19 protein-coding genes are annotated in these 21,252 nt (G+C 56.1%); 7 read left to right on the plus strand and 12 right to left on the minus strand.

Features of this window, described 5'->3' with window-relative positions; translation table 11 throughout:
* Positions 1 to 29 precede the first annotated feature (29 nt).
* Positions 30 to 530: a tetratricopeptide repeat protein gene (locus DFT_RS18625; protein ID WP_054032780.1), complete on the minus strand. Its 501-nt coding sequence runs from the start codon at positions 528 to 530 to the stop codon at positions 30 to 32.
* A gap of 392 nt (positions 531 to 922) precedes the next feature.
* Between DFT_RS18625 and DFT_RS18630 the strand changes: the two genes are divergently transcribed.
* The 4 genes from DFT_RS18630 (at position 923) to DFT_RS18645 (ending at position 5,158) form a co-directional block, all read left to right on the plus strand.
* On the plus strand, positions 923 to 1,948 hold the full coding sequence (locus DFT_RS18630) for an amino acid ABC transporter substrate-binding protein (protein WP_054032781.1): 1,026 nt from the start codon (positions 923 to 925) through the stop codon (positions 1,946 to 1,948).
* Between the two features lie 131 nt (positions 1,949 to 2,079).
* Positions 2,080 to 3,276 carry an amino acid ABC transporter permease gene (locus DFT_RS18635; protein ID WP_054032782.1) on the plus strand — a complete coding sequence of 399 codons (1,197 nt, stop codon included), beginning with the start codon at positions 2,080 to 2,082 and terminating at the stop codon, positions 3,274 to 3,276.
* Between the two features lie 4 nt (positions 3,277 to 3,280).
* The gene (locus tag DFT_RS18640; protein ID WP_054032783.1) at positions 3,281 to 4,369 is read left to right on the plus strand and encodes an amino acid ABC transporter permease; all 1,089 of its coding nucleotides are present in this window, start codon (positions 3,281 to 3,283) and stop codon (positions 4,367 to 4,369) included.
* An 18-nt stretch (positions 4,370 to 4,387) separates the two neighbouring features.
* Positions 4,388 to 5,158, plus strand: coding sequence for an amino acid ABC transporter ATP-binding protein (locus DFT_RS18645; protein WP_054032784.1), 771 nt, complete (start codon positions 4,388 to 4,390; stop codon positions 5,156 to 5,158).
* A 51-nt stretch (positions 5,159 to 5,209) separates the two neighbouring features.
* On the opposite strand, the gene DFT_RS18650 is transcribed toward DFT_RS18645, so the two are convergent.
* From DFT_RS18650 to DFT_RS18695, 11 genes are all read right to left on the minus strand, one after another.
* Positions 5,210 to 6,133 (minus strand): MBL fold metallo-hydrolase, encoded by a 924-nt coding sequence (locus DFT_RS18650; RefSeq protein WP_054032785.1) that lies wholly within the window; start codon positions 6,131 to 6,133, stop codon positions 5,210 to 5,212.
* 143 nt (positions 6,134 to 6,276) lie between these two features.
* On the minus strand, positions 6,277 to 8,655 hold the full coding sequence (locus DFT_RS18655; RefSeq protein ID WP_054032786.1) for an ATP-binding protein: 2,379 nt from the start codon (positions 8,653 to 8,655) through the stop codon (positions 6,277 to 6,279).
* Positions 8,652 to 9,860: an amino acid ABC transporter substrate-binding protein gene (locus DFT_RS18660; protein WP_083453636.1), complete on the minus strand. Its 1,209-nt coding sequence runs from the start codon at positions 9,858 to 9,860 to the stop codon at positions 8,652 to 8,654. The genes DFT_RS18655 and DFT_RS18660 overlap by 4 nt, the downstream gene beginning before the upstream one ends.
* A gap of 101 nt (positions 9,861 to 9,961) precedes the next feature.
* Positions 9,962 to 11,527 carry a long-chain-fatty-acid--CoA ligase gene (locus DFT_RS18665; RefSeq protein WP_054032788.1) on the minus strand — a complete coding sequence of 522 codons (1,566 nt, stop codon included), beginning with the start codon at positions 11,525 to 11,527 and terminating at the stop codon, positions 9,962 to 9,964.
* 370 nt (positions 11,528 to 11,897) lie between these two features.
* On the minus strand, positions 11,898 to 12,770 hold the full coding sequence (locus DFT_RS18670; RefSeq protein ID WP_054032789.1) for a DMT family transporter: 873 nt from the start codon (positions 12,768 to 12,770) through the stop codon (positions 11,898 to 11,900).
* A 333-nt stretch (positions 12,771 to 13,103) separates the two neighbouring features.
* Entirely contained in the window at positions 13,104 to 13,817 is a 714-nt protein-coding gene (locus DFT_RS18675) for a ZIP family metal transporter (protein ID WP_054032790.1), read from the minus strand.
* Between the two features lie 99 nt (positions 13,818 to 13,916).
* Complete coding sequence (locus DFT_RS18680) at positions 13,917 to 14,432, minus strand: hypothetical protein (RefSeq protein ID WP_054032791.1); 516 nt, start codon at positions 14,430 to 14,432, stop codon at positions 13,917 to 13,919.
* Between the two features lie 86 nt (positions 14,433 to 14,518).
* Positions 14,519 to 14,848, minus strand: coding sequence for a type II toxin-antitoxin system PemK/MazF family toxin (locus DFT_RS18685; protein ID WP_054032792.1), 330 nt, complete (start codon positions 14,846 to 14,848; stop codon positions 14,519 to 14,521).
* Positions 14,836 to 15,087 carry an AbrB/MazE/SpoVT family DNA-binding domain-containing protein gene (locus tag DFT_RS18690; protein ID WP_054032793.1) on the minus strand — a complete coding sequence of 84 codons (252 nt, stop codon included), beginning with the start codon at positions 15,085 to 15,087 and terminating at the stop codon, positions 14,836 to 14,838. Before DFT_RS18690 ends, DFT_RS18685 begins: the two co-directional genes overlap by 13 nt.
* A 472-nt stretch (positions 15,088 to 15,559) precedes the next feature.
* Positions 15,560 to 15,922, minus strand: a complete 363-nt coding sequence (locus DFT_RS26000; protein ID WP_152972080.1) for a hypothetical protein — start codon at positions 15,920 to 15,922, stop codon at positions 15,560 to 15,562.
* Between the two features lie 754 nt (positions 15,923 to 16,676).
* On the minus strand, positions 16,677 to 18,344 hold the full coding sequence (locus tag DFT_RS18695; protein ID WP_054032794.1) for a long-chain-fatty-acid--CoA ligase: 1,668 nt from the start codon (positions 18,342 to 18,344) through the stop codon (positions 16,677 to 16,679).
* 1,151 nt (positions 18,345 to 19,495) lie between these two features.
* Here DFT_RS18695 and DFT_RS27380 point away from each other — a divergent pair.
* The 3 genes from DFT_RS27380 (at position 19,496) to DFT_RS18705 (ending at position 21,182) form a co-directional block, all read left to right on the plus strand.
* Complete coding sequence (locus DFT_RS27380) at positions 19,496 to 19,927, plus strand: phage integrase N-terminal SAM-like domain-containing protein (RefSeq protein ID WP_200907094.1); 432 nt, start codon at positions 19,496 to 19,498, stop codon at positions 19,925 to 19,927.
* Positions 19,909 to 20,460 carry an integron integrase gene (locus tag DFT_RS27385; protein ID WP_369688336.1) on the plus strand — a complete coding sequence of 184 codons (552 nt, stop codon included), beginning with the start codon at positions 19,909 to 19,911 and terminating at the stop codon, positions 20,458 to 20,460. Before DFT_RS27380 ends, DFT_RS27385 begins: the two co-directional genes overlap by 19 nt.
* Before the next feature lie 209 nt (positions 20,461 to 20,669).
* Positions 20,670 to 21,182: a DinB family protein gene (locus tag DFT_RS18705; RefSeq protein ID WP_054032795.1), complete on the plus strand. Its 513-nt coding sequence runs from the start codon at positions 20,670 to 20,672 to the stop codon at positions 21,180 to 21,182.
* Positions 21,183 to 21,252: the final 70 nt, after the last annotated feature.

Here is a 21,252-nt window from a genome sequence, read left to right on the forward strand (position 1 = left end):
GGGGCGGGGCACCCCCGCCCCAGAGGTTTTTACGGCTTCATCTTTTCAATAAACGACTCCAGTTCCCGTGCCTCTTCCTGATCCAGTCGCTTCAGGACCTTCAGTTGCGCTTCGGCCAGATCGAACTGCTTCATCTCCGCATAGGCCTCGCCCAGGTACTCATAGGCCTCGGCCAGCTCTGGATCCAAGGCGATGGCGCGCTTGTAGGCGGCCACGGCCTTGTCGAAAAGACCCTGCTTGCGGTAGCTGTAGCCCAGGTTGCTGTAAGCTTCGGCATAGCTGCCGTCGATTTCGACGGCCCGCTCGTATGCCCTGGCCGCCTCCTGGTAACGCATCTGGTCGGCATGGGCCTCTCCCTGTCGAAAGTGGACATTGGCCTGGCGCCGCTTATCGGCCCCGGGCTGCGAGTCGGGGATATCGGCCGATGGTCTTCCGGCGGCCCAAGCCGCGGAGATCAGCCCCGGGAAGACGGACCAGACCAGCGCGGCGGCTATATATATGGCGGAATTGTGTTTGAATTGGGTGCTCATGGTGCCTCCTGTCTATCCTCATCGGTTCATCCGGCGACCGGGACTTGCGCTCCAGCCTTCGTGCCCATGTGGGGCACGCAGCCGGTCACGCCATGATAGTCTCAGGTCGCCTTTGGTCTGCGGACGTTTATAAAAAGAAAATTACGACGCGGCGGGGCAAAGTAAAGGCGGGACCCTGCCGAGAAAGATCCGCATGGGCCGGAACGGCGCATCGGAAGCGGATGGATGCCGGCCTTGGTTGATTTCTTGACAGACGGGATGATTGGGGGATAACTTGACCCGTGTAGGGTCACCACCGGCGTAAATAAGGAACGGACGCCAAGCGAGACGGACGGTCCTCTTCACACCTCAAGTTCCCGGAATCCCAACCCCATATACAAGGAGAAAAGCCCATGAAGGTCACCAAAACCATGATGGTTCTAGTGTTGGCAACCGTTTTTTTGTCTCTGCCCCTGGTGGTCGACGCGGGAGAAACCCTGGATGCCGTCAAGGCGCGCGGCTATCTGATCGTAGGGGTTCACAGCTCCCTCTTCGGTTTCGGTATGCCGGATGACAAGGGGGTGTGGCGGGGCCTGGACGTGGACACCGGCCGGGCGGTGGCGACGGCCGTTTTCGGTCAACCGGACAAGATCAAATTCATCACCCTGACCACCCAGACCCGGTTCACCGCGTTGCAGTCCAAGGAGATCGATGTGCTGTGCCGCAATGCCACCCGCACCCTGACCCGCGACACAGAACTGGGCCTCAACTTCGCGGCCACCAACTACTATGACGGCCAAGGGTTCATGATTCCCGCCAAACTGGGCGTCAAGAGCGCCAAAGAGCTCGACGGCGCCACGGTCTGCGTCCTGCCCGGCACCACCACCGAGCAAAACGTATCCGATTATTTCAGGGCCAATAACATGAGCATGAGACCGGTCGTGATCGAACAGCCCACCGAGTTGAACAAGGCCTTCTTTGCGGGGCGCTGCGACTGTCTCACATCGGATGCCTCCCAATTGGCCGCCGTGCGCGCCGTGGCCCCCAATCCGGCCGACTACATGATCCTGCCCGAAATTATCTCAAAGGAGCCCCTGTCTCCCGCCGTGCGCCATGGCGACGACCAGTGGCGCGACATCGTCGATTACGCGGTGCTGGCTATGATCGCCGCCGAGGACCTGGGCATCAGTTCTAAAAATGTCGACGACATGCGCAAAAGCAATGATCCCAACATCAAACGGTTTCTGGGGGTCACGCCGGGCAACGGTAAAGCGCTCGGCCTGGCGGAAGACTGGGCCTACAACATCGTCAAACACGTCGGCAACTACGGCGAGGTGTTCGAACGCAATGTCGGCCTGAACACCGCACTGAAACTGCCCCGTGGCCTCAACGCCCAGTGGAAGGATGGGGGCCTGATGTATGCGCCGCCTTTCAAATAGAGGGTGTGTCATCTCAAGGTCCGCTGTAAGTGGTTGAGATAGCCTGATGGGACAGATAGAATTTTCCGGTTCGAGCGGCCCCCTGCCGCGCACGGGGCCCGCCGGAAAAACAGTTGCGGAGTAGAAAACGGATGCCGGCTGCACAGGATCGACCAGGCGGAACGGAGACTTCCCAGGCGGTTCCCTTTTGGCGCAACCCCCGCAACCGGGCGGTCGTTTTTCAAGCGGTCACCTTGTTGCTGGTATTTTCCGCCGGCTACTACATCTTCGTCAACACCCAGGCCAATCTGCAACGCCAGTCCATCTCTACCGGATTCGGATTTCTGAACCGCGAAGCCGGATTCGGCATCGGCGAAGCGCTGATCCGCTACTCGGCCGCCGATTCCTATGCGCGCGCCTTGCTGATCGGCTTGCTGAACACCGTGAAGGTCGCATCCATCGGCATCCTCTTCACCCTGCTGCTCGGCGTCGTCATCGGTGTCTCCCGTCTTTCCCGCAACTGGCTGCTCTCCAGACTGGCCGCCGCCTATATCGAGGTGGTGCAGAACATACCCGTGCTGCTCCAGCTTTTTTTCTGGTACGCCATTTTCCACGATGTGCTGCCTTCGCCGCGTGAATCCATTCAGCCGCTGCCCGGCGTCTTCTTCAACAATCGCGGGTTCTATTTCCCCATGCCAGCCGGTCATGCGGCCTACGCCTGGGCTGCGGCGGCCTTGTGCGTGGCCGTCGTATCGAACGGGTTGCTGCGCCGCTGGGCCCGGCGACGCCAGGAACGGACCGGACAGCTGTTTCCTTTCTGGCCGGTTGCGGTGATTCTGCAGATCGGCCTTCCCCTGCTGGCCTGGTACCTGGCCGGCGCACCCACGGCCATGAACGTTCCCGAGCTCAAAGGCTTCAATTTTCTAGGCGGCTTTTCCCTGAGCCCGGAGTTCAGCGCATTGCTCATCGGTCTGGTCCTCTACACCTCGGCCTTCGTTGCGGAGATCGTCAGGGCGGGCATCCAGGCCATCCCCAGAGGTCAGAGCGAAGCGGCCATGAGCCTCGGTCTAAAATCCAATCTGGTGTTGTCGCTGATCATCCTGCCCCAGGCCATGCGCGTCATCATTCCGCCGCTCACCAGTCAGATGCTCAACCTGACCAAGAACAGCTCCCTGGCCGTGGCCATCGGCTATCCAGACCTCGTCTCAGTGGCCAACACCACCATCAACCAGACCGGACAGGCCATCGAGGGGGTCCTGATCATCATGGTGGTCTATCTGATGCTCAGCCTGATCACCTCGGCCTACATGAACTGGTACAACAAGAAAAAGGCCTTGGTGGAGAGATGACCCCATGACTGCACGCATCGCGTCACCTGACGTCGAAGATCTCAAACCGCCCGTCCGTTCGACAGGCATTCTGGGATGGCTGCGCGCCAATCTTTTCAACACGCCGCTCAATTCCATCCTGACTCTCTTCATCCTGTTCTGTCTCTACAAAACGATCCCGTCCATGGTTCAATGGGCATTCGTGGACAGCCTCTGGTTATCAGATGCCGAAGCCTGCCGGGAGGCGGACGGTGCCTGCTGGTCGGTGGTCAGCCAGAATCTGCGTTTCATCCTGTTCGGTTTCTACCCTTACGACCTGCAGTGGCGGCCCGCGCTGGCCATCGCCATGCTCATCGGCCTCTTTTTCTACAGCCGCAATACCCGCCGCTGGAACCGCAGACTCCTGTACCTGTGGGCGGCCGGCCTGCTGGTCATGGGAATCCTCATGCATGGGGGCGGGCCGGGGCTGCCCGAGGTGGAAACCGACCAATGGGGCGGCATATCCCTGACCCTGCTGCTGTCGCTCTTCGGCCTGACCGCCGCCTACCCGTTGGGCGTGCTGTTGGCCCTCGGACGCCGCTCCGAGCTGCCGGCCATCAAAGCGGTCTGCGTAGTCTACATCGAACTGATCCGCGGCGTGCCGCTGATCAGCATGCTGTTCATGGCTTCGGTCATGTTCCCCCTGTTTCTGCCGGAAGGGATCACGATCAACAAAATACTCCGGGCCCAGGCCGCCATCATCCTGTTCACCGCCGCCTATATCGCCGAAGTGGTACGGGGCGGATTGCAGGCCATTCCCCGCGGCCAGTACGAGGCCGCCGAATCCCTCGGACTGGACTATCCGAAGACCATGCGCCTGATCATCCTGCCCCAGGCGCTCAAGATCGTGATCCCGCCGACGGTGAGCATCCTGATATCCGCCTTCAAGGATACCTCCCTGGTGGTCATCATCGGCCTGTTCGACCTGCTCAAGACCACCCAGGTGACACTCTCCAATCCGGCCTGGATCCGATTCAGCGCCGAAGCCTATCTGTTCATCGCCGCCCTCTATTTTCTGGGCTGCTTTTCCATGTCCAATTTCAGCCGTTATCTGGAAAAGGAACTCAAGACCTGAACGAGAGGTATGTGCCCCATGACCGATCCCACCCCTGAAGGGTCCGCTTTGGACAACGAACCGATCATCAAGCTGATCGGCGTGCACAAATGGTTCGGGGATTTCCATGTCCTCAAGGATATCCATCTCAGCGTGCACCGCGGCGAGCGCATCGTGATCTGCGGACCTTCCGGGTCCGGCAAATCGACGATGATCCGCTGCATCAACCGGCTGGAACAGCATCAGCGGGGCAGCATCATCGTGGACCGCACCGAGTTGACCAATGACATCAAGAAGATTGAAAAGATCCGGGCCGAGGTGGGCATGGTGTTCCAGCACTTCAACCTTTTTCCCCACCTGACGGTCAAGGAGAATCTCACCCTGGGGCCGGTGTGGGTGCGCAAGATGCCGCGCAAGGAGGCCGAACAAACCGCCCTGTATTACCTGGAAAAGGTGCACATTGCCGAACAGGCCGACAAATACCCCGGGCAGCTGTCCGGAGGCCAGCAGCAGCGTGTGGCCATCGCGCGCAGTCTGTGCATGAAGCCCAAGGTGATGCTCTTCGACGAGCCGACCAGCGCACTGGATCCAGAGATGGTCAAGGAGGTCCTCGACGTGATGATCGAGTTGGCCCGCGAAGGCATGACCATGATCGTCGTGTCCCACGAAATGGGGTTCGCCAGGAGCGTGGCCCACCGCGTGCTGTTCATGGACCACGGCCAGATTTTGGAAGAAAACACGCCCGACGAATTCTTCCTCAACCCGCAGCATGAACGCACCCAGCTCTTCCTGAGCCAGATCCTGCACTGAAACCGGCGGCGACGCGAACCACACGGCACGTTTTTATCGGCCGAGCCCGTCTTACGGCGCCACCGTCGTCGATAAAGTCCCAGCCTTCGCCCTCACGATGCCTCTTCGCAAAAAAGATTCCATAATTTCATCGTATTTGGACCGGTAGGTGCCGCCGAAGTAGAGATCCACGGTCTCCCTGAACCAGGCCGTAGCCATGAGCTCCTCGAAAAAGTCGCCGGCCTCGACCGCTTTTCGCATCAGGAGGGTGTAGACGATAATCTTTTTGAGCAGGTCCTCGCCGATGAGGGTACGGTCGGCCAGATAGCGCCCGAGCTTCTCCCGGCTTCTATCGATGGCCGCCGGCATGTCGTCGAACGGCGGCCCGTGACCGGGATAGACCCATTGCACATCCAGGCCCGCCAGCCGGTCCAGGGAGTCCAGCATGCGGAAGGGGGCCGTACTGCCCTCGACGCGCAGGGTCATGACGGCCATGTCGTTCTCCCACAGCGTGTCGGAGGAGATCAGCAGCTTTGCTTCGCGGTTGTACAGGACGATGCCGTCCGAGGCGTGGCCCGGCGTGTAGATCACCTCGAAGCGGTGGGGCCCCAGCGCGACCGTATCGCCGTCGTTCAACGCCCGGGTGGCCGTGAAAAAGTCCGCGGCCTGGCGGTAGTAGCGCCACCAGGTGGCCCAGTCGTCCCGAGTGTCGATGAAGTGCTTGCCGATCTCATGGAGGGCGATGCCGCACCCGGAGCGCTCCTGGATCAAGCGGTTGCCGCCGATATGGTCGCAGTGGGTGTGGGTGTTCACGATCAGAGAGACGTCAGCCGGATCCACGCCCACCCGCCGGATCGACTTTACGGTGAAGTCGAAATCGGCGATATAACCGGTGTCGATCAGGATGGGAGATTCGCACCGATAGACAAAGTGGTTGGCGTTGAGGTAGCCCCTTTCGATGAAAAACAGGTCCTCCAGAATTTCGACTGCCCTCATGAGCCCCTCCGCTGGGCGTATCGATACACTTCAAGAGCATCCCACAGTACGATTGCCTGCGAGACCGCGACCGCAGCTCGGTCGTTAGGACCCTGCCCGAACAGGTCTTGGACGACGCCGTGAAATGCAAACTCCGCTTGCTATCACACCTTGGACAATTCCGCCCGAACGGCCAGACCGATTTTCTCGATGGTGTAGGGCTTGCGGATATAGGCCCCGGCCCCCAAACGCTGGGCCGATCGAACCCGCTCGTTTTCCGAATAGCCGCTGGCGATGATCGCCTTTTGGCGGGGATGACGTTCCACGACCCGCCGGTAGGTGTCCAGGCCGTCCATGCCGGGCTCCATGACCATGTCCAGCAGCAGCAGGTCCACGGGGTGTTCGCGCAGATAGGCCAGGGCCTCCTCTCCGCTGGAGACCGCAGCGACCGAATAGTTCAACTTCTTCAGAATGCTGGACGCCAGCTCTCTCTGCGTCTCCATGTCGTCCACCACGAGGATGGTTTCGTTTTGGCCCATGTAGTCTGCGGTGGAGATAGCGGTCGACGCCGGTCCGATGGTGTCGTGGGTGACCGGGAAGAAAAGCGTGAGGGTCGTGCCCCGCCCCTCGGTGCTCTCCAGATCGATGTAGCCGTCATGGTCTTTCACCGTTCCCCAGACCACGGCCATCCCCAGGCCCGATCCGCTCCGGCCCATGACCTTTTTGGAGTAGAAGGGTTCGAATATCCGCTCCCGGTCTTCGATGGGGATGCCGATGCCCGTGTCGGTCACCGTCACGATCACGTAATCCCCTGTTTCCACATGGTCGTACCGGCGCAAAGGCCGATCGAGGTAGCGATTGTCCGTGGAAATGGTGACGGTGCCGCCGTCCGGCATGGCTTCGGCCGCGTTGGCGATCAGGTTCATGATCGACTTGGCCAGATGAATCGCCGAACCCTTTATATTCAACAGGTCCGCGGCCAGGCGGGTTTCGACCCGCACCTCGGGATGGAAGGATGCCAGTTTTTCGAATTCAGGGCTGTTCAACTGCGCTTCGATGATCCGGTTCAGATTGACCACCTCCGCAATGGCGATACCCCGCCGGGCAAGGGTCAGCAGATCCTGCACGATCGTAGCCGCGCGTTCCCCGGATTGTTTGATGGTCAGCAGCGGCCTGCGCAACGGGCTGCCGTCAGGCAGGTCCATCAGGAGCAGATCGGGATAGCTGACAATCCCTGACAGAATATTGTTGAGATCGTGGGCGACCCCGCCGGCCAGGGTGCCGATGGCCTCCAGCTTTCGGGCCTTTTGGAGCTGGACTTCGAGCCGCAGGCGATCGCGCTCTTCCGCCGAAAAGACCAATTCCACGGCCACCATGCGGCACACGGTGCGGATGAGGTTGAGGCTCCACTCGTCAAATGCGCGCGTTCGACCGAACACGTTCATGATGCCGATGACGGCGCCGTCGCGATCGAGGATGGGCATGCCGATATAGCTCTGCGCCTCGGTGGCGGCCAGGCCGGTCGCCGAAGGAAACCGCTCGGCCGCGCCGGTTTCGATGATCAGCGGCTGCTTGTCTTCCAAAATCGGTCGAAGCGGCAGGCCCACGGTCGGATCGGTCAATGCTTGATCACCGTCAGGCCGCTGTGCAAACGCGATCGTCTGGAACCGATCTTCCGGACGGCCGCAACTGACAATCAGGACATGGAGCGCCAGCGCATCGGCCAGGGCGTCGGCCACCTCCTTGAAAAATGCTTCGCCTCTGTGCGCGATGGCGATGTGATAAAAATTTTCGATCCAACGATTTCGATCTTCCAGGGAACGCATCATGGTGGCGATGTTATCGCTCAAAAACTCGAATTCATGCACCCCCTGGTAGTCCGGCGCCCTACCCATCCGGATGGCGTCGATAATCCGGCTCAGGGGCCGGCGGAGCAACCGCTCCTGAAGCAGCAGGATCAGAACGATCCCGCAGGCCAGCAGGAGGCCGGTGACGATGTAGACCGTATTGACCCGCTCGATGAGGGGGGAGTAAGCCGCCTTGTCCTTGACCAGATCGATGTGCCATCGCCAGGGTTTGAATTCAAAATGATGAAAAAATCGGCCCTCCCCCTGAAAACTGGCGTCCGGCGAACGCCACATCTTGTGGAACTCGGCAATCGCATGGGACAGATCCGGCATATCCGGTTCGAACCGGTTGAGCAGCAACTCCCCGTGCGCCTCATCGATCAATCGGCACCCGATGTCATTGCGGACGACATACTCTTCGATGGCGCCCAGGGTAAACGCCTTTTTAATCGTCACGGCCCTGGCATCGTCCATCTTGCCGCTTTTGACCAGTTCGGTGAAGTTCTCGTCGCAGATGCCGTAGATTTCTTCGGAGATGCCGCGCAACGCCTCTTCGATCTGTTCATCGGCAAAGCTGGCCACCGATCGCAGGACCAGAAAGTAGAGCCCCGCACCCACCAGGCCGATGACCAACACCACCGGCGCGATCATGCGCAGGGGAAGGCGGTTGAGCATCGAAGCTGGCACCCGGCTCATGGGAATATCGCCTCCGCCGTCTTGATGGCATCGGGCCAGACCAGCTCCTTGCGCCCCTTCTGCCACTGAATGATAAACGTGTGCTGCCTCACCTGCTTGCCGTTGCGGTCGACTCCGAACCGGCCGATGATGGTCATGGTGTCCATGCCGAACAGCGCATCGCGCACCTTGCGCCGGTCGATCGTGCCCGCCTCGACCACGGCCTTTGCGAGCACCTGCCCGGCCGCGTAGGCGAGTCCGGCGTGGTACCCCGGAACCTCTCCGTAGGTCTCGATGAACCGCCGGTTGAAGTCGTTGGCGCCAGGATAGTTGGCCCGGGGTTCCCACAGCGAGGTGGCAAAGACATGCTCGGCGGCCGGTCCGCATCGCTCGTAGAAATCGTCGATCGCCGGTCCGATCGAAGCGTAAAGCGCCCGGGGCCGCCACCCGATGCGTTGGAGGGCTTCGACCATATGGACGGCCTCCCCCATGTGTCCGCACACGATCAGGGCGTCCGGGTTTTTGGCCTTGGCCTTGAGCGCCAGGAGGGACAAGTCACGACGCCCCTTGCTGAAACCCTCGACCCCTGTCACCGTCAGCCCGAAGCGCCGCGACCATTTTTCGGCACTCTCAGCCAAGTCCTCGGAAAACGGATCGTCGGCGTGAACGATGGCCACGCGGGCCAGATCGTTCAATACGAGAAGCTCAAAAAAGCCGATCATGAATTTACTGACCGGCGTGTAGACCCCCACGGCATGGCGGAAGCCTTGTTCCCACAGGGTGTCGGCGGCCGCTCCGGCAATCAGCATGGGCATGTCGTGCTGCTCGGCGATGGGCAAGACCGCCAGGGTGATCAGGCTGGAGTATGGGGCGAAGAGAAAATCGACCTTCTCCTGGTTGACCAATCTCTTGTAGATGAAAACCGCCCGGTCCGGATCCCCATGATCGTCGTCGACGATCAGCCGCACCGGCCGTCCCGATATGCCCCCGGCACGGTTCACATCCTGTTCCCACAGCGCGAAACCTTTTCTGAGGGCTTCGGCCATGGGTGCGAACCGGCCGGTCAGTCCCAGGCTCACGCCGATCTTGATCGGCGCTTCCGCCATGCCCGGCATGGGCCGGAACACCGCCAGGATCATCAGCACCAGGGCCAACCGTTTCCATCGGCCCGCTGCGGCCATGGCCGGCCAGGGCCATCTCAACCCGATAGGGCGCATCGACCTCATGGTGCGAAGATCCTCCTGAAGGATTTCAAACGTCGTGATTTTCGACGGCAGCCGCCGTTGGGCACCCCCGGACACAACGCGACCATACCACGATACGGCCGTTACCGAAACCGCGACCGCAGCTCGGTCTTGAGGATCTTGCCCGAGCCGGTCTTGGGCAGCTCTTTCACGAAGGCGATCGCCTTGGGCGTCTTGAATCCCGCCAGCCGCTCGCGGGCAAAGGCGATCAACTCCTCTTCCGAGGCCGCGGCGTCCGGCTTCAGGGCCACGACCGCCTTGGGAACCTCGCCCCACTTCTCGTCGGGCATGGCGATGACCGCGCACTCCAGCACGGCCGGATGCATGTAGAGGACGTTTTCGACCTCCACCGAGGAGATATTCTCCCCGCCGCTGATGATGATGTCCTTGGCCCGGTCCACGATGAGCACATATCCTTGGGCATCCACCGTGGCCAGGTCCCCGGTGTAGAAATAGCCGCCGCGGATCGCCTTTTCCGTTTCGCCGGGCAGCTTCCAGTAGCCCTTCATCACGTTGTCGCCGCGCACCACGATCTCTCCGACGCTCACCCCGTCCCAGGGCACCTCATTGCCGTCGGCATCGACCACCTTCAGATCCACGCCCGGTACTTCCAATCCCGTACGCGTGAGATATGTTACCTGCTCTTCTTCGGGCAGATGCAGCAGGGTGTCTTTGATGTTGCCCACGGTCAACAGCGGGCAGGTTTCCGTGAGGCCGTATCCGGAGATGTAGCGGCAGCCCAGCTCTTTCATCATGCGCAGGGCGTTGGCCGGTGACATGGGCGCCCCGCCCACCATGACCCACTTCAGGGCGGAGAGGTCGTAGCGTGCCAGGTCCGGCACGTTGAGCAGAAAATTGATCATCGTGGGCACCATCATGGCGGCCGTCACCCCCTCGGCCTGCATGGTCGCCAGCACCTTATCGGGCACGAACTGACGCTGCATGACATGCCGGCCGCCCTGGTAGGTCACCGACCAGATGAAAAAGGCGTCGGCCAGATGGAACAGCGGCGCGATGTGGTGCCACACCGTGCGGTCCTCGAGCCGGAAGGAGATGATGGTGGTCAGGGCGTTGGCGTAGATGTTGCGGTGGGTCAGCATCACGCCCTTGGGTTTTCCGGTCGTACCGCTGGTGTAGTAGAGGTTCAACACCGCGTTTTCGTCCTCGACAGCCGAAAAGACCGGATCGTCGGCCACCTGTGCGATGAAGTTGTCATACGTATCGGTGATCCAGTCCGCATCGGCCGCACCTTCGGCGATATAAAATCGTTTCACGGACCGCAGATCGGTCCGGATCTTTTCCAGCACCGGCTTGAAGTCCGCGTGGAAGATGATGGCCTCGGCCTCGGCGTCGTTGAGAATGTAGGTGTATTCGGCCGGCGACAGGCGGATGTTGAGGGGCAACAGGACCCTTCCCGTAAGGGCCATGCCGAAGTAGAGTTCGAGATACCGGTAGGTGTTGAAGTCCAGCACGGCGATGCGCCCGCCGTCGGTGATGCCCGCCCCGTTCACGGCGTGATACACCCGCCGCACGCGCCGGTCCACCTCGGCGTATGTGAATCGCACATCGCCGTCCACCACGGCCGTCTTTTCACCATACAATTTTACCGCTCTTTTCAGAATACGACTGGGCGTCATGGGCACCTGCATGGTCTGTTCTCCTTTCCCATTGATGTGAATATCGCGCCCCGGCCGTCAAAGGGGCGACTTCCCGTCGAGGGCTCGCCTGACGTCACCGGCCGATGAGACATCGCCTCCACGCGGCGCATGCGCGAGGCATCGTGGCCTCGATCGCCGTCTTGTCGATGTTCCTTAGAATGTAAACACAATGTCGTTAACTTCAGGCCTTCAGGTTGCCATACGGGCGGGGTTAAACCCCGCCCCTACGCCCCCTTTTTATGCCGACTGACTGTGTGTTACGGCCCAAATTTCGCAGGGGCGGGCTTTACGCCCGCCCGCGACATCCGCTTAAGTTAATGACGTTGAATGTAAACATGTGAAGAGCGTCCCCTCGTCTCCATCAACGGGCGCTCGAATAAACGCTCAGCGCAGTGACCGTGACCAGAATCAATCCCATGCCCAGGATCTGCAGCGCGACCAGGCTTTGATTTAAAATCGCCACACCGAAGAGCGACGCGGTGACCGGCTCGACCATTGCCACAATGGAGGCCACGGCCGGCGCGGTGTGGTTCAGGCCGACAATGTAGAAAATGAACGACAGTCCCGCACCGAACACCCCCAGTACGGCGAACAGCGGCCAACTCGGCGTGCCCAGCACTGCCAAGGTCTGGTCGGCATCGACCAGCCAGACGAGAATGGCGATGAGTGCCGCGAACGCTATCACGAGAATCGCCTGTGGGCTGCCGTGCGGCGCCGCATACTTGAAGCCGAAAATGAATACCGCATAGAACAGGCCGGAAAGCAGTCCGGCGCCGGCGGCGACCGGCGTGACATCGGCCGCTCCAATATCGTAAATACCTGTAAGCAGCACGACGCCAAGCAGGACCATCGCTATCGCGGCCCACTTGAGCGCAGTAGGTCGTTCTATCTTGAGCGTAAAGGAGACGAGATAGACGAACACCGGTGCGCAATACATCAGGGTCGCTGCAACCGCGACACTGCCCTGGGCGATGCTGACGAAATAAAAAGCGAAGTTGCCCGCTACGCCCACCCCGGCGATCGCCGACCAGAACCACAATCGTGGACTTGCCCATCCGCTGCCCTTTGGGCGCAACGCCAGCCATACGAGAACGAACAGCAGTCCGATCGCGCCACGGTAGAGCGACACCACCAGCGGGTCCCAGCCCTGGGCCGCGAGAATACCGCCGATCCCGCCCGATACCCCCCAGCACAGTGCCGCAAGTGCCACAAACGCCGTACTCAAACGTGCCATTCTGTTTGAAGATCCTTCTGGCAGGCAACAATTTTAGGGAGTTGCCAACCCAATAGGGCATCGCTGCTGCCGCTTTGAAAAAAGAGACTATTGGAGCTTTCTTTTTAAATTCTCAGCTATTGCATTGTCATTTGCTTCTATACGCTCCTCTGGTGACAACTTAAGGAACATTGCAACCCATACTCTCTCGACAGTTGAACTATTCAAGGTTTCAATTTTTTATCATAATACAACCATTTCATAGTAGATCACATTCTATCAACCGAATGCTGAGGATCAAGAGCGGCTGTAGGCCGTCGCGTGCATCCGGCTTGTTGGAAGCTGTCTTTGCCCTCATCCAAACAACTGCTTTCCGATCATGCCGACCATGAACCCCATGACGGCTCCGAGCGGCGGTGTCCAGTGCCGCCTCATCCGCGATTGCGGCGCGATATCCTGAAACACCAAATAAAGAATTCCGCCACCAGCAGCGCTCATGATGCATGCGGTCACGGTCGGTTGATCGCGAAGAAAGAGGTATCCGGCACAGGCGACTATCGGCCCCAACAGGCTTACGGCGAGCAACGCGAGCATGAAAACCTTCGCAGAGCGCCCCTCCGTCTGCATATTCTCGCGGTACGCGTTGAATCCCTCGGGCAGGTTCTGTGCACCGATGAACAATGCGAGCAGCAGTCCCGTCTTGCGGGAATGCTGAAATAATGCACCGAGAGCCACGGCTTCGGGAACGAAATCAAGCAACATCGCCATGAACTGAGCTTTGTTGCCCCCGCGCCGACTGATGACAACATCAAACGCGCAGATCAACAGCCCTCCAGCACAAAACGTTGCGGCAAGAACAACTGGCGAAAGGGTGGAAAGCCCTTCTGGCGCTAACGCAAAGGCCACAGCCGCCAAAAGCATACCGCCGCCAAAGGCGACAATCCCGTGTATCAGCTCGCGTTTGCCCTCTGTCTCCGCAGAGCCTTCGGCCTTTGCCAAGGCACCACCAATGAAGGCAGCGATCCCTGCGAGCCAGGAGGCCAACGCTATGATAGCGAGCTGTTCCATGCAGTCCTGCTTCCGACGGCCGCCAAAACCGGCAGTAAAAAGTGAGGCAGCGAAGGCGCCCCGCTATTCACTGGCCGAGTTGATGGTGTTGTTGGGCATCTATTTTATGCGTTCAGAAGCGTCGTACCCCTTTTTTGTGATCTCGAATACCTCCCCACGATCGCCCTGCGCAGATAGCAGGCCCTGGTTGACCAACTCCTGTAAGGCAGATTCCCATGCCGCAAGAGCGTGGTGATCTTCTTTGCTCGTCAATAGACTTTTGCCATTCGTATGAAGATCGACGCCTGCTCCGTAATGTTCAAACAAAACCAGACCGCTCGGGTCCAAAGCGGCTTCTTTAAGAAGGATCCTCGCCTCCTTAGAGAGAGTATCTGTCGAGGTGACCGGCTGGGGCGATATCGACGCACCGGTAGACGCACGAAACATGGCCGCACCAAAACCAAAAACGCCCAGAAAAAGCAAAACAAAAATACCGACCTTTACCTTCTCAGAGGCCTTGGCAAAGAAAAAATATGCGAGAAGGGAAAGAACGACAGACAACAACGCGAAGGTACCGAGATAGCTTTTCGCTGCCGCAGTGATGATATCCGGAAGACGCTCTATTAATTTTTCCATCTTCTTTGCTTTTTGTGCCCAACGCCAGGCTGTGCGGTGAGGAAAACGAGTCCGCTACCAGCGATAGGTTGTGCCAGCCTATATTATTAAAATGCAAATAGTCTCTGGAGTACGGAAATAACGTCCAATTGCGATTTCGAGTCTATCGTACCAAGTTTTTGAATCAGACGCGCCTTATCTACTGTTCGCACCTGATCAAGTACAATTTGTCCCTGTTTCTTTCGAAACGTGCATGAAACCCGGGTGGGGTATTCTTTCTGGGCAGAGGTCATCGGAGCTATAATTACGGTGCGAATGTTACGATTCATTTCATCAGGAGAGATAACCAAACAAGGTCGAGTCTTTTGAATTTCTGACCCAATAGTTGGATCGAGATTTACCAGGTAAACGTCAAAACGTTTCACTACCACTGCCATTCTTCATCATCCCATGAATGTGAAATGTTTTCGCCGAGTATCGGTTCATCATCACCTTTTTCGCCCATAATTTTGAAAGCGGCATCCCAACCCTCCCGAACATTTTTAATGGGTCGGATGATTATTTGATTTTTTTCAACCTCGATTTCAACATCATCCATTATCCCTGTTTGCTCAAGAATGGGCTTTGGAATACGCAATCCTTGGGAATTGCCAATTTTGATTACGCGCGCTCTCATTACCGTTCTCCTTTATTAAATAATGTGCCCACATTGTAATTACATTGACGTCGAAAGTCAAGAATTTAGTTTTTTAGAAGCCTATCATGCCGATCACCGGCGGCTGTAAGCCTCTGGTGGATTAGCGGGTTAGCCAAGAATACCCAATACCCTCAGTTATTCATACTAAGGAAGCGAATCAATGATCGCACATCGGGCCTTGGCATTTGAGTTTGTTGAAATCATACATTTTTGAATGACCGGGATTCCCTTTCGGCTGAGGTACTCCCTTGAGGATAAAGAAGGTTGCCATGTTGCCACCATATAGCCCTGCCGGATATGTAAACGGTTTAAGTACAACATATGCATTATAAATACTAGGACGTTTGGGCTTGGGGCGACCTTCTCCCGCAATAGACGGCACATCTCGGTGGGGCGCGTTTGAGATTAAAGCATTAAGCCAAACATCGATGTCAGAATCAGTTGCCTTGCGTTATAACCCTTTTCGAACGGCATCCTCTATACCTGCGGGGCCTGCCAATGGTGCTGTCCTGTCATAAAATGATTCTGGTGTAGTAAATGTAGAAGTTATTAATTGTGTACTTTCTGGTATCGAGTTCCCTATAAGGATATCATCTTGTTTTGCCACATATACCATATCCATGGTTTGCCTAAAGAAACGGCGAGACATCGGATTTAGTTTTTCAAGATTATTTCCTCCAACGTAGAAATAACCACATGACCCTTTGTTGTCATAACTAGAATTCAGCATCGGGACAGAAGCATCAAGGCCAGGACAGCCTGCCGGCGATATCCACTCACCAATAAAGCGACAATATGGGTAGTTGGAGTCCATTTGATATTCCAAATCTTAGGTTCGTAAGCACCGAGCATGAGCACTACAGGTTTGGAAGAATAATTCACTACAACATCCATCTGAGTAGCCTGATGACCGCTTTGATCTATTTGAAAATTGATTTTTCTTCCTGAATAACTTCCTGCAGCGAATATGCTATATTCCTCAGGAAGCTTCAGTCCAGAGAATTCACAGGGCTCTATGCCGCTACTGACACGCTGTTTCTCATCATATGTAGCGAGATACTCTATGCGTTATTTATAGACACGTTTGAGGCACGCAACATCCTGTCACACGTTTCTTTCATTATCCAGCCAATTACGTTGTTCTTGTTTGAGTACATCGGGGGCGAATGCAATTTCTATCGCGTTCTTGTATGCCTCGTCTAATTTATCATCCAACTTCGATTATCGTTTATTGATACAAATAGCTTGTTCAACAAAAATGCGGCTCTTCTTGCAGTCGAAGCTGGCGCCTATGACAGTGATCGGAAAGATTAATAGTACCAATACAGAAAGAAAATTTGCAGCACTGATTATTTTCACTGGGTTTACCTTTAGAAATTAAGTCTTCTCTTGCATTCTCCTAATATTGTAGTGCAATTGCTAACGTATTTCTCACCTGACGGTGTGTAGCGACAGCGGAACACCGTCAGGTGCAGAAAGAGGTTCGCAAATTTGACCTTTTTAGCGGCCGTTGGCCGTTGACGTTCCAGAGACATTTCGATTCGTTTTTTTGGCCAAATTGTCTCCATTTATTTTGAATACAATTCCTTGTATTGAGCGCGAATCTCCTTTTTGTTCAATTTACCCACACTTGTTTTGGGAATTTCATTCACGAATACGACCTCATCCGGCAACTGCCATTTGGCAAAAGTATTGGCCAGATGATTGCGGATATCATCTGCGGTTACCCCTTCCTTCTCGCCTTCGCGCAAGACCACCAGGGCCAGTGGCCTTTCTTCCCATTTGGGGTGGGGGATGCCCACCACAGCCGCTTCCAGCACCGCGGGAAAAGAAATGATTTCGTTTTCCATATCTACCGAGCTGATCCACTCGCCACCGCTTTTAATGACATCTTTAACGCGGTCGGTGATCTTGAGATAGCCGTGTTCGTCGATGGTGCCCATATCGCCGCTGCGCCAGTATCCGTCTTTGGTGAACTGCGATTCCGTGCCTGGGGCGTCGTGATACTTCGCCGTGATCCAGGGGCCCCGGATGAGAATTTCACCGGGTGTTTTACCGTCGTGGGCGATCTCTGCGTCGAGGGCGTTGACGACCTTTAGATCCAGCCCCACCACTGTGAAGCCCTGCTTCTTTTTCAACTCCCACTGCTGGTCCTTGGTCAACTCGCCCACCAGCCAGGGCATGAGGCGGTTGGTGGTCACCAGCGGGGTAGTTTCAGTGGCGCCGTAAGCGTGAATGACTTCCGCACCGGTCAGCTCCCAGAACCCTTTCATCATGGCTACCGGCGGCTCACTGGCTCCTGAAAGAAGACGGGCACCGCCCAGGTCCAGCTTTTCGTCCAGGCCGCGGATGTACTCCAGCAGGGGCATGAAAATGGCCGGGGCCCCGGCGCTGACGGTTACCTTTTCATCCACGATCAGCTTGCTCAGCCCTTCCAATCTGTCTAAGGTATACATGCCCGGAAACACCAGACGGGCGCCCACCATGGTGGCGGCCTGGCTGAGGCCCCATCCCAGGGCATGGAACATGGGCACGATCTGGCAGTAGGTGTCAGCGAGGCTGATTTCAGCGTTGTTACCGATGGCGCAGGAGTGCAGATATACATCCCGATGGGAATAATATATCCCTTTGGGCTTGCCGGTGGTGCCGGTGGTGTAGCAGGCTGCATAAGCAGACGTTTCATCCATGTGCGGCCATTCAAAATCCGCGGAGGCTTCGGCGATCAGGTCTTCGTAGGAATAAGCATTTTTCAGGTTGGTCTTCACGTCCGCCAGCTTTTTGCCGGGCAGAGTGATAATCACAAACCCCTTGAGGCTTTTACACAAAGGGGCCACAGCGTGTGCGATAGGTAGCAGGGTTTCGTCCACGATGATGAAGCTGGCGCCGCTGTGATCGATCACATAGGCCAGGTCCTGCGGTGTCAAACGCAGGTTCAGCAGCAGCATGACCGCGCCAAGACCGGGCAGGCCAAAATAGATTTCATAGTTTTCGTGGCTGTTCCAGGCCAGCACCCCCACCCGGTCACCCACCTGGACACCGATGGACCGCAAGCCGTTGGCCAACCGTTTCATGCGTTCGTGGGCATCCGCGTAAGTGTACTTGAACATACTGCCGTCCAGCCGGCGGCTGACGATCTCCTGGCGCCCGAAGCTCCGGGCGGCATGTTTGATGATGGTCGTTACGTTGAGCTGGTAATTGTCCTGACTGGTGGCGGGAAATCCTTTGACGATGTCCATAAAATTCTCCTTTCTGCTTAGAGCTCAGGGTTTTAATGGAGCCGTTCCAAGGTTGATCCGTTTGCCCGTGTTGTAGATAAGATTAGCGGTTTAAGGTGAATGCGGTTCTTCGATAAGATCAAGTAACCGGTTTCTGTAACGATGCAAATCAGCGGCGTAGAATACGTCCGTTGCATTTGTTTTGTTAGGCGCCTATAGAAAGACAGAAACTAAACTTTCGATTGATTGCCAGTATGAATTGAAATGCCAAATATCAAAATAGCGAATAATTAAAAGGTCTTAGATTTTCTGCGCATAGTCAATTTCCTATCAAGGAAAAAGCTTACTGCAAGACTAACCGCACCGAGAATAACTGGCTGCCACAATCCTCCAGCTTTTTCATAAAAGTTAAACATTTTTTGAAATATAATCATCCATAAGGGGTACAGGATTAAAGAAGATGATATAAAAAAAGGAGATAATTTATAATCTTTCAAACGTGCTACCGTATTTCTCTTGAGAGAGTGTAGCTCTTCATATTACCTCATAAACATAACCATCAATAGCGAGCAAAAACGCTCGATATCCCATCGGGGCCAATCCCCATTTCTGCCATGGAATGACAATACTTACAGGCAATTATCACAAAAAACCGATTCATATCGAAAATGGAAAAGCGAGCAACTTAGCTCGTTTTCCCAGCCAATATCCGATATACGAGCCAAAGAGCACGATATTCCTAAGCCTGTATAGTATGAAAAATCTGTTTATTCTCTGTTAAGACAAATAGTTATCAATATACCAAGTGGTATTTTTAAAGGAACAAAACGAGCTTTCCATCTCGTTTTCCCCAATATGAAATATCTGAACCAGGAACCCAGCCAATATCGTATCCAAGGATTTGATTTTATGTCACTTACAAATAGATCACAGGATCCTATAAAAAAGGTTGGATTTGTCAGTAATTTTGTATAGGCATTGTACTTTACAAAGCATTTACATTATAGACTTTACCGCTCCCGCTCAATAATCCTGCGTTCATTCGCTCAGTTGGATAGATTCTGCAATCGCCGGTCGCCTGTATGTATAATGGGAATGGATGCTGCGCCACTCATCGTAATTATGCGCTAATACAACACATTGCGAAAAACAAGAATAAACTCGGAGTGCACATGAATCCTTCTGTCAAACTACTCGATCAGGTCCGACAGCGCATTCGGTTGAAAGGCTGTTCCATCAGGACGGAAAAATCCTACACGGAATGGATTCGTCGATATATTCTATTCCATGGGAAACAGCACCCTAAAAAGATGGGAAAAAGGGAGATTGAAGCGTTTCTCTCCCACCTGGCAATCAATCGAAACGTGGCGTTTTCTACCCAGAACCAGGCATTCAATGCGCTATTGTTTCTCTACGATCAGGTGCTTGAAATCAAAATGCCTGAGGATATCAGGTCCGTTCGTTCCAAGAAGCCGGTTCGCACGCCGACGGTCATGACACCGGATGAGACCCGGCGGGTGATATCCGCCATGCGAGGCGTTCACAAGCTGATGGCGAAATCCTTTATGGCTGCGGGTTGCGAGTGGTGGAGTGTGTTCGGCTGAGAGTAAAAAACGTCGATTTTGCCATGAGCCGGATCATGGTCTGCGACGGGAAAGGCGCAAAGGACCGCATCACGGTTCTTCCCCAGAAGATTTTCAAACCGTTGAAGAATCATCTGCGCCATGTCCATCATTTGCATGAAAAGGACCTTCGGGACCGGTACGGTCGTGTGTTTCTGCCGCATGCCTTGTCCCGAAAATATCGGAATGCAGACACGTCCTGGGGTTGGCAATATGTATTCCCGGCCGGAAAGCGATCCGTCGATCCCAGGTCCGGCATCCTGCGCAGGCATCATGCACACGAGACCGGCGTTCGCAGGGCGCTCAAGCAGGCTGCGGAGATGGCCGGCATCGACAAGCCGATTTCCTGCCACACCTTGCGCCACAGCTTCGCCACCGATCTGTTGGCCAACGGCTACGACATCCGCACCGTTCAGGACCTGCTCGGACATAAAGATGTCAGCACCACCATGATCTATACCCATGCGCTCAACCGCGGGGGCAAAGGCGTGGTCAGCCCGTTGGATGCCCGATGACATCGGCGGAGGGAGCGGCGGGATCCTGGGCAGCCAAGCCGCTTCCGAACGCATGTACCTGTTATTTGGGCCGTGCGGCAGTTCTTTTCCATCTATTTGACGCGCAGAAAAATGGTTGAGGGCGCTTGGGATACACGCTAAAATGAAGCGTCTCGTCAACAATCACAGACCTTTTCATCAGGGATGCCTTAGATTCAAGGAGAAAAAAAATGGAACTGCAACGCTATATCGGTATCGAGCTGTCCGGCCTGAAAATGGCGCTGGAACGCGTACTCAAGGGTCTCACCCAGGCGGAGGTGGCGTGGCGGCCGGCCTCGGGGTGCAACGCCATCGGTTTGATCCTGTTTCATATGGCCCGCACCGAAGACTCTTTGATGCAGGGGCTGCTCCAGAAGAAGCCCTTAATTTGGAACTCCGAAAAGTGGTACGAAAAGCTCGGACTGTCCCAGGATGAGGAAGGATCGCACTACAGTGTCGACCAGGTGAATGCCTTTCCAGTGCCGGAGCTGGCAAAGATACTGGCCTTTGCCGACGCAGTACGCGCCGGAACCAAGGAAAAACTGAGAAGCATGCCGATCGAGGCGTTCGATGAAAAGGTCAACTTTCCGAACTTTGGAGAGATGCCCGTAGGGGCGCTTTTCTCTTTCATGATCGCACATGCCGCCGAACACATCGGGGAGATATCCTACCTGCGGGGAATGCAGCGGGGCATAGACAAGTAGGGGTCGAGACGGTGGTGTTCGAAAAACTTGCTTGACAAGATTCGTACACGTCTATAACAACGTACGTTGT

The sequence above is a fragment of the Desulfatitalea tepidiphila genome, assembly GCF_001293685.1.
GTDB classification, from domain to species: Bacteria; Desulfobacterota; Desulfobacteria; order Desulfobacterales; family Desulfosarcinaceae; genus Desulfatitalea; species Desulfatitalea tepidiphila.

Coding starts and splice junctions, on each gene's coding strand:
- DFT_RS18625 (WP_054032780.1), bottom strand. CDS start 530: ATGAGCACCCAATTCAAACACAATTCCGCCATATATATAGCCGCCGCG.
- DFT_RS18630 (WP_054032781.1), top strand. CDS start 923: ATGAAGGTCACCAAAACCATGATGGTTCTAGTGTTGGCAACCGTTTTT.
- DFT_RS18635 (WP_054032782.1), top strand. CDS start 2,080: ATGCCGGCTGCACAGGATCGACCAGGCGGAACGGAGACTTCCCAGGCG.
- DFT_RS18640 (WP_054032783.1), top strand. CDS start 3,281: ATGACTGCACGCATCGCGTCACCTGACGTCGAAGATCTCAAACCGCCC.
- DFT_RS18645 (WP_054032784.1), top strand. CDS start 4,388: ATGACCGATCCCACCCCTGAAGGGTCCGCTTTGGACAACGAACCGATC.
- DFT_RS18650 (WP_054032785.1), bottom strand. CDS start 6,133: ATGAGGGCAGTCGAAATTCTGGAGGACCTGTTTTTCATCGAAAGGGGC.
- DFT_RS18655 (WP_054032786.1), bottom strand. CDS start 8,655: ATGAGCCGGGTGCCAGCTTCGATGCTCAACCGCCTTCCCCTGCGCATG.
- DFT_RS18660 (WP_083453636.1), bottom strand. CDS start 9,860: ATGAGGTCGATGCGCCCTATCGGGTTGAGATGGCCCTGGCCGGCCATG.
- DFT_RS18665 (WP_054032788.1), bottom strand. CDS start 11,527: ATGCAGGTGCCCATGACGCCCAGTCGTATTCTGAAAAGAGCGGTAAAA.
- DFT_RS18670 (WP_054032789.1), bottom strand. CDS start 12,770: ATGGCACGTTTGAGTACGGCGTTTGTGGCACTTGCGGCACTGTGCTGG.
- DFT_RS18675 (WP_054032790.1), bottom strand. CDS start 13,817: ATGGAACAGCTCGCTATCATAGCGTTGGCCTCCTGGCTCGCAGGGATC.
- DFT_RS18680 (WP_054032791.1), bottom strand. CDS start 14,432: ATGGAAAAATTAATAGAGCGTCTTCCGGATATCATCACTGCGGCAGCG.
- DFT_RS18685 (WP_054032792.1), bottom strand. CDS start 14,848: ATGGCAGTGGTAGTGAAACGTTTTGACGTTTACCTGGTAAATCTCGAT.
- DFT_RS18690 (WP_054032793.1), bottom strand. CDS start 15,087: ATGAGAGCGCGCGTAATCAAAATTGGCAATTCCCAAGGATTGCGTATT.
- DFT_RS26000 (WP_152972080.1), bottom strand. CDS start 15,922: ATGGACTCCAACTACCCATATTGTCGCTTTATTGGTGAGTGGATATCG.
- DFT_RS18695 (WP_054032794.1), bottom strand. CDS start 18,344: ATGGACATCGTCAAAGGATTTCCCGCCACCAGTCAGGACAATTACCAG.
- DFT_RS27380 (WP_200907094.1), top strand. CDS start 19,496: ATGAATCCTTCTGTCAAACTACTCGATCAGGTCCGACAGCGCATTCGG.
- DFT_RS18705 (WP_054032795.1), top strand. CDS start 20,670: ATGGAACTGCAACGCTATATCGGTATCGAGCTGTCCGGCCTGAAAATG.